Origin of the sequence: Sinomonas sp. G460-2 (assembly GCF_047759905.1) — a bacterium.
Lineage (GTDB): Bacteria > Actinomycetota > Actinomycetes > Actinomycetales > Micrococcaceae > Sinomonas.
The window spans coordinates 1-7,454 of sequence record NZ_JBKZWT010000177.1 but is presented as its reverse complement, the minus strand read 5'-3'; the positions used below and the strand labels follow the sequence as shown (position 1 = coordinate 7,454).

The following is a 7,454-nucleotide window of genomic DNA, read 5'->3' as shown; positions in this document are numbered from 1 at the left end:
GCCGCGTACTGCTGCTGTTGGCGCTGCTGCTCGAGGCCCGCGACGCGCTGTTGCTCGAGCTGGACCGTCGTGTTGCGCAGCGTCGCGAGCTGGCTCACGAGCGTCGTGCGCTGGGCGTTGGCCTGGGTCACGGCGTTGCGGTAGGACGTGTTGGCCGCGTCGGCCGCGGCCTTGGCCTGCTGAGCCGCGCGCGCGGCGTCGTCGGCCGCTTGTGCCGCGCGGTTCGCCTGCTCGCGAAGCTGCGCCGATGCCGCGGCGGCCTGCTGCGCGGAGCTGAAGGCTTCCGCCCGCCGGGCATCGATGGATTGGAGGGCCGCCGCGCGGTCCAGGACGTTGCCCCCGTTGTCCGAGACGAAAGCCTGGACGCCCGGGTTGAGACCGCCGCTGCGGTAGAGCTCGGCCGCGAGAGCGCCGACCTGCTTCTTGGCGCTCGCGTCGGCGGCGGACGCGACGTCGGCCTTGGCCTGAGCTGCCTGTGCGTCGGTGCGGCGCTTGTCGAGCGTCACGAGCGCCATGCTGTACGTGTCGTTGGCGCGCATCGTGTCGACCGTGCTGCGACTCAGGGCGTCCTGGGCCGAGTTGATGAGCCCCTCGACGTGGGTGACCTCGGCGGCCGTCGCGTCGGCGCTTGTCTTCGCGGCGTTGATCTCCTCGGGAGTGGGAATCGAGGGATCGTCTGCCGTCGCGGGGGCTGCAACGAGGGTCAGGAGGAGCGCCATGGCAGCACCGAACGCTGCGAGCGGTCTCGCAGTCGATGTCAGTTTCCTATCCATGCACACCTCGTAGCCTCCGGGTCTCCTGCCCGAGGCTACGGCCCAAGTGTCACAATTGCAACACTAGTCACAGACGTAGCATAAACAACAGCAGTGTCATTTGTCGGGATGTTGCGGCGTGTCGGCGTGTCGGGGCGTGTTTCTCTCGCTAGCCCCAGCCGAGCTCGTGGAGGCGTCGATCGTCGATCCCGAAGTGGTGGGCGATCTCGTGCACCACCGTCACGAGGACCTCGCGGATCACTTCCTCGCGGCTCGAGCACATCTCGAGGATCGGCTCGCGGAAGATCGTGATGCGGTCAGGCAGGGAGCCGGCCCCGTACCAGGAGTCGCGCTCCGTGAGCGGGATCCCCTCGTAGAGTCCCAGGAGGACGGTGTTCGGGTCGTCGTGCGGGCCCGGGACGTAGCGGTCCTCGATGAAGACGGCGACGTTGTCCATGTGCCGGGCAAGGCTCCGGGGAATCTGCGCGAGCGCGGAATCGACCGCCTCTTCGAACTCGTCCTCGTCCATCCACGCCCCGTCCATGGGCTCACTGTAGTGCGGGTGCGGAACCCGGGAGCCGCGGGTTCAGGCCTCGCGATTTGTGGGCGACGGCGGCAGCACCGTATAGTTTTCTGCGTCCACTTCGACTGGGAAGCCCCTCCGGGGGAGTCCCGTGAGGTTCTCAGGCCCCCATCGTCTAGCGGCCTAGGACACCGCCCTTTCACGGCGGCGGCACGGGTTCGAATCCCGTTGGGGGTACACGGATCTGGTTTGGAGCAGCACCTGCGGGTCTGCTAGGATTTAGATCTTGTGAGCGGGGTAAACCCGGACATTGCAAGGCCCTGTAGCGCAGTTGGTTAGCGCGCCGCCCTGTCACGGCGGAGGTCGCGGGTTCAAGTCCCGTCAGGGTCGCTTCGGCGACATGGCCCCGGTCAAGTTGCCATCGGTGACGAGTCACCGGGGCTCTGTAGCTCAGTTGGTAGAGCGTTCGACTGAAAATCGAAAGGTCACCGGATCGACGCCGGTCGGAGCCACCATCAAGAACCCCGCACCATGAGGTGCGGGGTTCTTTGTTTTCCCAGGTCAGGGGCGGTTTCTCGGGTCGCTTCTTGCCTGACGGCGTGCCGCCTTTCCCCTCACAGCCGTGGCACGTCGCGTTTTTGGGCCATAACGGGGCCATTAAGGGCGGCGTCGAGCACGCTGCCGGCGCGCCGGGCGACCCCTTCGCGGGCGCGGGAATAGCGTTCGGTGACCTGGAGGCTGGAGTGCCCGAGCACGGCCTGGACGTCCGGGGCGGAGGCTCCGGCATCGAAGAGGATGGTCGCGAAGGTGTGCCGCAGGTCGTGCACGCGGAAGTCCGGGCTCCCGAGCGCGATGCGGATCTTCTCCCAGTCCACGGCGCGGCGGAGGTTCCTCGCGGTCAGCCGGCCGCCGTCGGGACCGGAGAACAGCAGCTCGTCCGGCCCTTTGCCCTTCATTGCCTCGAACACATGGGGACGGAGGGCTTGGATGATGGGTACGACACGGTCCTTGTGGCTCTTGGGGCTCTGCTCGATCAGCTCCCCGTGCGGGCCGGGGGAGAAGCTGCGGCTGACCCTGATGATCCCCTGCTCGAGGTCAGCGTCGCGTACCCGCACCGCGGTCGCCTCGCCCGCGCGCATCCCGGTGTAGACGAGCGCGGCGGTGTAGCGGCGGTAGGGCCCGGCGGGGACCGCCTCGAGCAGCCGCGCTATCTGTTCCAGGGTCAGGGCGCGTGAGGTCGGGGAGATCCCGGCGTCCTGGGTGGGCCGCCTGATTTCGCGGGCCGGGTTGTAGTCGATGATGCGGGCACGCCGGGCAGCGTCGAGGAGCCGGCTCAGGACCGCGAGGGCGTCCACCTTGACCGACGGGGTACCGGACCACCTCACCATCGCCGCCTCGATCAGCGGCGAGGTCATCGCCTCGAGCCTGACGTGCCCGAGCGTGGGCTGGACCCGCAGCCGCCAGGCCACGTCGTATCCGCGTGCCGTCGCCGGCCGCACCGAGGCGGCGATCGCGGGCCAGTGGCGTTCGTGCCATTGGCTCAGGGTCATCGTCCCGTCCCGATTCTTCCCAGCGAGAGCTTTGGCTAGTTCCTTCTTCGCCTCCATGAGGGTGAGGAACATCTGCGTGCGTTCCTTCGGCGTCCCGTCGACATCGTGGATGACGAGGCGGATCTGGTAGCGGCGGCGATCCGTTCGCCAGCGGATGCCCTCAGGGAGCGGGCGGCCCGTGTTCGGGTCGATCCGCACCGGGGAGTCCTTCGATGGTCGCCCGGACATCACGGCATCGTCCCGCCGACCTCGAGGAATTCCTCGATCGTCTCTGCCCGCCACAGCTTGTGCTTGCCGACCTCGGCATCGTGGGGAGGGACCAGGCCGTCGCGGCGGAGCTTGTCGAAGGTCGGCAGGGGAACTCGGCACAGGGCGGCGGCCTCGGCGCGGGTCAGATACTCCGGGCGCGGTGACTCACTCATTGGTCCCGCTTCCCTCGACGGCTCGCCGAGGCGACGTGGGGACCGTGGAACCCCGCTCGTCGATCGGCTGGGTGCTGGGAACAGGGCGGGGGATTCGTGTGCATTGATGGGCATGGAACGGTCCTGTCTTCTGGCGTCGGCTCCCGGACGGAGTCGCTCTGCCGGGAAGGTGCGCACGAGGATCCTGGGCCGGATGGTTGCACGCTGCTGGTGGTCTGCAGGCTCTGGGGTGGACGCCAAGGGTGCCGCGGTGCGATGATGCGTTCGCGGGCTCGCGCTTTGGCGTTGCCCAGCCGGCAAGGCAGCCCGGGCCCTCGGGGTCCCCGGATCGGGTCAGGGTTGACGGTGGCGCCACGGTGGCGCCACCGTGTGACCTGGGGTTTCTTCCTTCAGCGGTGCACGCCGGATGTCCGCTGACATTGCGTGCGTGATGGCCGCGCGCGCTTGATTTGGGACTTCGGACCGCTCCGGTCCTTCTGCTCATCGCTCGGCGTGCGCATGAATGCCCAGCTCCCGGCAGGTATAGGAGTACGGGCTCACCCGGTGTCGGCGCCCGATCTCGGCCGCCCGCGCCAGTCAGCCGCCGCAGTGCGATCTGCGCACGATAATTCCCGCTGCGGCCCGTTCGCCGGCCACCGAAGCGTGACTCGGTGCTCGCCGTGTTCTTGTCCTCTCTGGGCCCGATCCCGCCCCCGTGGAGAGCCCCTTTCCGAACGATCACACGTCTTTCAGGCGGGGTTCAAGGGTCGCGAATCAACTCGGAGTTGACGGTTTGCGCACCTGTTGGTGTGACGGTTTCGATGCGGGTGATGAGCGCGGGCGAAGGGTACAGGTACCTGCTGAAGACGGTTGCCGCGGGTGATGGCGACCGCTCGCTCTCGACTCCGCTGACCCGCTACTACGCGGAGGCGGGGAACCCGCCCGGGTTCTGGCTGGGGGCGGGCCTGGCAAAGCTCGGCGACGGGGAACTCGCAGCCGGCGGGATCGTGTCGGAGGCTCAGCTCGAGCTCCTGATCGGGAAGGGCCACAACCCTGTCAGCGGCGAGTCGCTGGGTAGGGCGTATCAGCGGTTCGCCCCGGTCACGGAGCGGGTGGCGCAGCGCGTCGCCGCGCTTGCCCCGGACCTCGGGCCGGCGGGTCGGGCGCGGGAGGCTGCGGCGATCGAGGCCGAGGAGGCGCAGCGCGGCACCCGGCGCGCGGTGGCCGGGTTCGACTTCACGTTCAGCGTCCCGAAGTCCGTTTCGGCGTTGTGGGCCGTTGCCGATGCCGGGACGCAGGCTCTTATCGCCGACGCGCACCATGCGGCGGTTGCGGAGCTGGTTGCGTTCCTGGAGCGGGAGGTTGCGGCGACCCGGGTCGGTGCCACCGGCCCGGACGGGGCGGTTGCGCACGTCGATGTCGCCGGGGTCGTCGCCGCAGCGTTCGACCACTACGACAGCCGGAGCGGGGACCCGCAGCTGCACACGCACGTGGTGATCTCGAACAAGGTCCGCGCGGTGCAGGACGGGAAATGGCGCACCCTCGCGGGCCGCCCGGTGCACTCCGCCGTGGTCGCGATCTCCGAGCTGTACAACGCGACCCTCGCCGACAGCCTCACCCGCACCCTCGGGATCGGGTGGGAGGCGCGCGACCGCGGCCGGGACCGCAACCCCGCGTGGGAGATCCACGGCGTCCCGGAGGATCTGATCGCCGAGTTCTCCACCCGGTCACGGCACATCGAGGCGGAGAAGGACCGGCTGATCGCCGACTACCTTGCCCGGCACGGGCGGCCGCCCTCCACGACGACCGTGCTGAAGCTGCGCGCGCAGGCGACTCTGGCAACCCGGCCCGAGAAGGTCATCCGCTCCCTCGCCGACCTCACGACCGAGTGGCGGGGCCGCACAACGTCGGTGCTGGGCGAGGATGCGACCGGATGGGCACGCACCCTCACCGGCGGCGACGGCGCACCGCCGCTGCTACGCGCGGACGACGTGCCGCTGGAGGCGATCGGCGACCTCGGCCGCACGGCCATGGAGGCCGTGGCCGAGAAGCGTGCGACCTGGACCCGTTGGAACCTCCACGCCGAAGCGTCCCGGCAGCTGATGGGCTGGCGGTTCGCCAGCACGAAGGATCGCGAGGCGATCACGGGCATGGTCGTCGACGCCGCCGAGCAGGCATCCCTGCGTCTGACCCCGCCCGAGGCAGCGAGCAGTCCGACCGGGTTCCGCAGGGACGACGGCACGAGTCGCTTCCGCCCCAAGCACTCGACTCTCTACTCCTCCGAGGCCTTGCTGGCCGCCGAGGACCGGCTCCTGCAGCGCTCCGACGACACCACGGGTCCGGTCGTGCCGCTGGCCACGGTCGAGCAGATCACGGCCAGCCCGGATCCGGAAGGGCGGATGCTCGGCGAAGACCAGGCCGCTGCACTCGCGGCAGTCGCCGTCTCCGGCAGGGTCGTGGACGTCCTCGTCGGTCCCGCAGGCGCGGGCAAGACCACGGCCATGAGCGCCCTCCGCCGCGCCTGGCAAGCCGAGCGCGGCACCGGGTCCGTCATAGGCATGGCACCTTCCGCGGCCGCGGCCCAGGTCCTGGCCGAGGACCTCGGGATCCCGGCCGAGAACACCGCGAAGTGGTGGCACACCCACACCACTACCGGTGCAACCTTCAGCACCGGCCAGCTGGTCATCATCGACGAGGCCTCCCTCGCCGGGACCGCCTCCCTGGACCGCATCAGCGGCCTCGCGGCCGAGGCCGGGGCCAAGTTGCTGCTCGTCGGGGACTGGGGGCAGCTGCAGTCCGTCGACGCCGGCGGGGCGTTCGGGATGCTCGTCCACGCCCGCGCCGACGCCCCCGAGCTGACCGACATCCACCGGTTCGCCCACGCCTGGGAGAAGACCACCAGCCTCCAGCTCCGCCACGGGCGCCCCCAAGCCATCGACACGCTCCTAGACCACGGCCGTGTCGTGGGTGGCGAGGCCGAGGCGATGACCGATGCCGCCTACAACGCCTGGCGCGCGGACCTCGACGCCGGGCTCGCCTCGATCCTGATCGCCGAAACCCACCAGGCCATCACCGAGCTGAACACCCGGGCCAGGGCCGACCGCATCATCGCCGGCGCCGTGGACCCCGCCCGCGAACTCCCACTGCACGACGGCAGCGCCGTCTCCGCAGGAGACCTGGTCATCACCCGCCGCAACGACCGGCGCCTGCGCAACGCGTCCACCTGGGTGCGCAACGGAGACCGATGGACCGTCACCCGCATCCGCGAGGACGGATCCGTTACGGTCCGACCCGCCGGCATCCGGTTCGGTAGCGGTATCGTCCTGCCCGCCGCCTACGTCGCCGAACACCTCGACCTCGGCTACGCGATCACCGCCCACCGCGCCCAGGGCGTCACCACCGACACCGCCCACACCCTCGTGAGCAGGACCACGACGCGGGAGAACCTCTATGTCGCCATGACCCGCGGCCGCGACTGCAACCGCGTGTATGTCGCGATCGAGCGCAACGACCGGGAGCACCTCGAACCGCGCCCCGAGGACGCCCGAGCGGCCGCGGGCTCGGTGCTCCATGGGGTGCTCCAGCACGTCGGCGCCGAACCCTCCGCCCGCGAGGCCCTCGCCGCGGATCAGGACCGGTGGACCGGGATCGGGCAGCTCGCGGCCGAGTACGAGACAATCGCCCAGGCAGCCCAGCACGAGCGCTGGGCCGACCTCCTCCAGCGCTCCGGGCTCACCGGCGAGGAGGTCGACGACGTGCTCGCCTCCGACGCGTGGGGTGCGCTCTCCGCCGAACTCCGCCTCGCCGAAGCCAACCGCCACGACCTTGACACCCTGCTCCCGCGGCTGGTCGCTGCGCGAGGCTTCGACGACGCCGACGACATCGCAGCGATCCTCCACACCCGTCTGGCAAGGGCAGCCGCCAGGCCAACCGGATCCGGCCGCACCCGCAAGCCCCCGCAGCTGATCGCCGGGCTCATCCCACGAGCCGCCGGACCCATGACCAACGAGATGCGCCAAGCGCTGGACGAACGAGAGGCCCTGATCGAGGCCCGGGCCGACGCGACCCTCGACACCGCGCTCACCGAACACGCCCCCTGGGCCAGCCGGCTCGGGAGCCCGCCCGCCGACCCGGCGGAGCTCCGCGCATGGCGACGACAGGCCCGCATCGTCGCGGCGTACCGAGACCGCTATCAGATCACCGACCTGGAGCCAATTGAGCCGACCCC

General features: G+C 70.1%; 4 protein-coding genes, 3 tRNA genes and 1 pseudogene. 4 read left to right on the top strand and 4 right to left on the bottom strand.

The genetic code is table 11. The annotated features are described in order from the left end of the window. Positions 1-773, bottom strand: a pseudogene (locus ACLN58_RS14875) (glycoside hydrolase); the annotation flags it as partial. 148 nt (positions 774-921) lie between these two features. Then, positions 922-1,296 carry a metallopeptidase family protein gene (locus ACLN58_RS14870; RefSeq protein ID WP_415856036.1) on the bottom strand — a complete coding sequence of 125 codons (375 nt, stop codon included), beginning with the start codon at positions 1,294-1,296 and terminating at the stop codon, positions 922-924. Positions 1,297-1,439: 143 nt separating this feature from the next. Here ACLN58_RS14870 and ACLN58_RS14865 point away from each other — a divergent pair. From ACLN58_RS14865 to ACLN58_RS14855, 3 genes are all read left to right on the top strand, one after another. Further along, positions 1,440-1,512, top strand: a tRNA-Glu gene (locus tag ACLN58_RS14865). A 79-nt stretch (positions 1,513-1,591) separates the two neighbouring features. Further along, positions 1,592-1,665, top strand: a tRNA-Asp gene (locus ACLN58_RS14860). A gap of 49 nt (positions 1,666-1,714) precedes the next feature. Further along, positions 1,715-1,790 (top strand) — tRNA-Phe (locus ACLN58_RS14855). Between the two features lie 99 nt (positions 1,791-1,889). Here the strand turns inward: ACLN58_RS14855 and ACLN58_RS14850 are convergent. Both ACLN58_RS14850 and ACLN58_RS14845 read right to left on the bottom strand, forming a co-directional pair. Beyond that, positions 1,890-3,053: a tyrosine-type recombinase/integrase gene (locus ACLN58_RS14850; RefSeq protein ID WP_415856035.1), complete on the bottom strand. Its 1,164-nt coding sequence runs from the start codon at positions 3,051-3,053 to the stop codon at positions 1,890-1,892. Next, the gene (locus ACLN58_RS14845; RefSeq protein WP_415856034.1) at positions 3,053-3,247 is read right to left on the bottom strand and encodes a helix-turn-helix domain-containing protein; all 195 of its coding nucleotides are present in this window, start codon (positions 3,245-3,247) and stop codon (positions 3,053-3,055) included. The genes ACLN58_RS14850 and ACLN58_RS14845 overlap by 1 nt, the downstream gene beginning before the upstream one ends. A gap of 809 nt (positions 3,248-4,056) precedes the next feature. On the opposite strand from ACLN58_RS14845, the gene mobF reads away from it, so the two are divergent. Then, the coding region (mobF, locus tag ACLN58_RS14840) for a MobF family relaxase (protein ID WP_415856033.1) at positions 4,057-7,454 on the top strand (3,398 nt) is incomplete at its 3' end.

Excerpts from the sequence above, each read along its gene's own strand:
- ACLN58_RS14845 (WP_415856034.1), bottom strand. The coding sequence starts at position 3,247 with ATGAGTGAGTCACCGCGCCCGGAGTATCTGACCCGCGCCGAGGCCGCC.
- ACLN58_RS14850 (WP_415856035.1), bottom strand. The coding sequence starts at position 3,053 with ATGTCCGGGCGACCATCGAAGGACTCCCCGGTGCGGATCGACCCGAAC.
- ACLN58_RS14870 (WP_415856036.1), bottom strand. The coding sequence starts at position 1,296 with ATGGACGGGGCGTGGATGGACGAGGACGAGTTCGAAGAGGCGGTCGAT.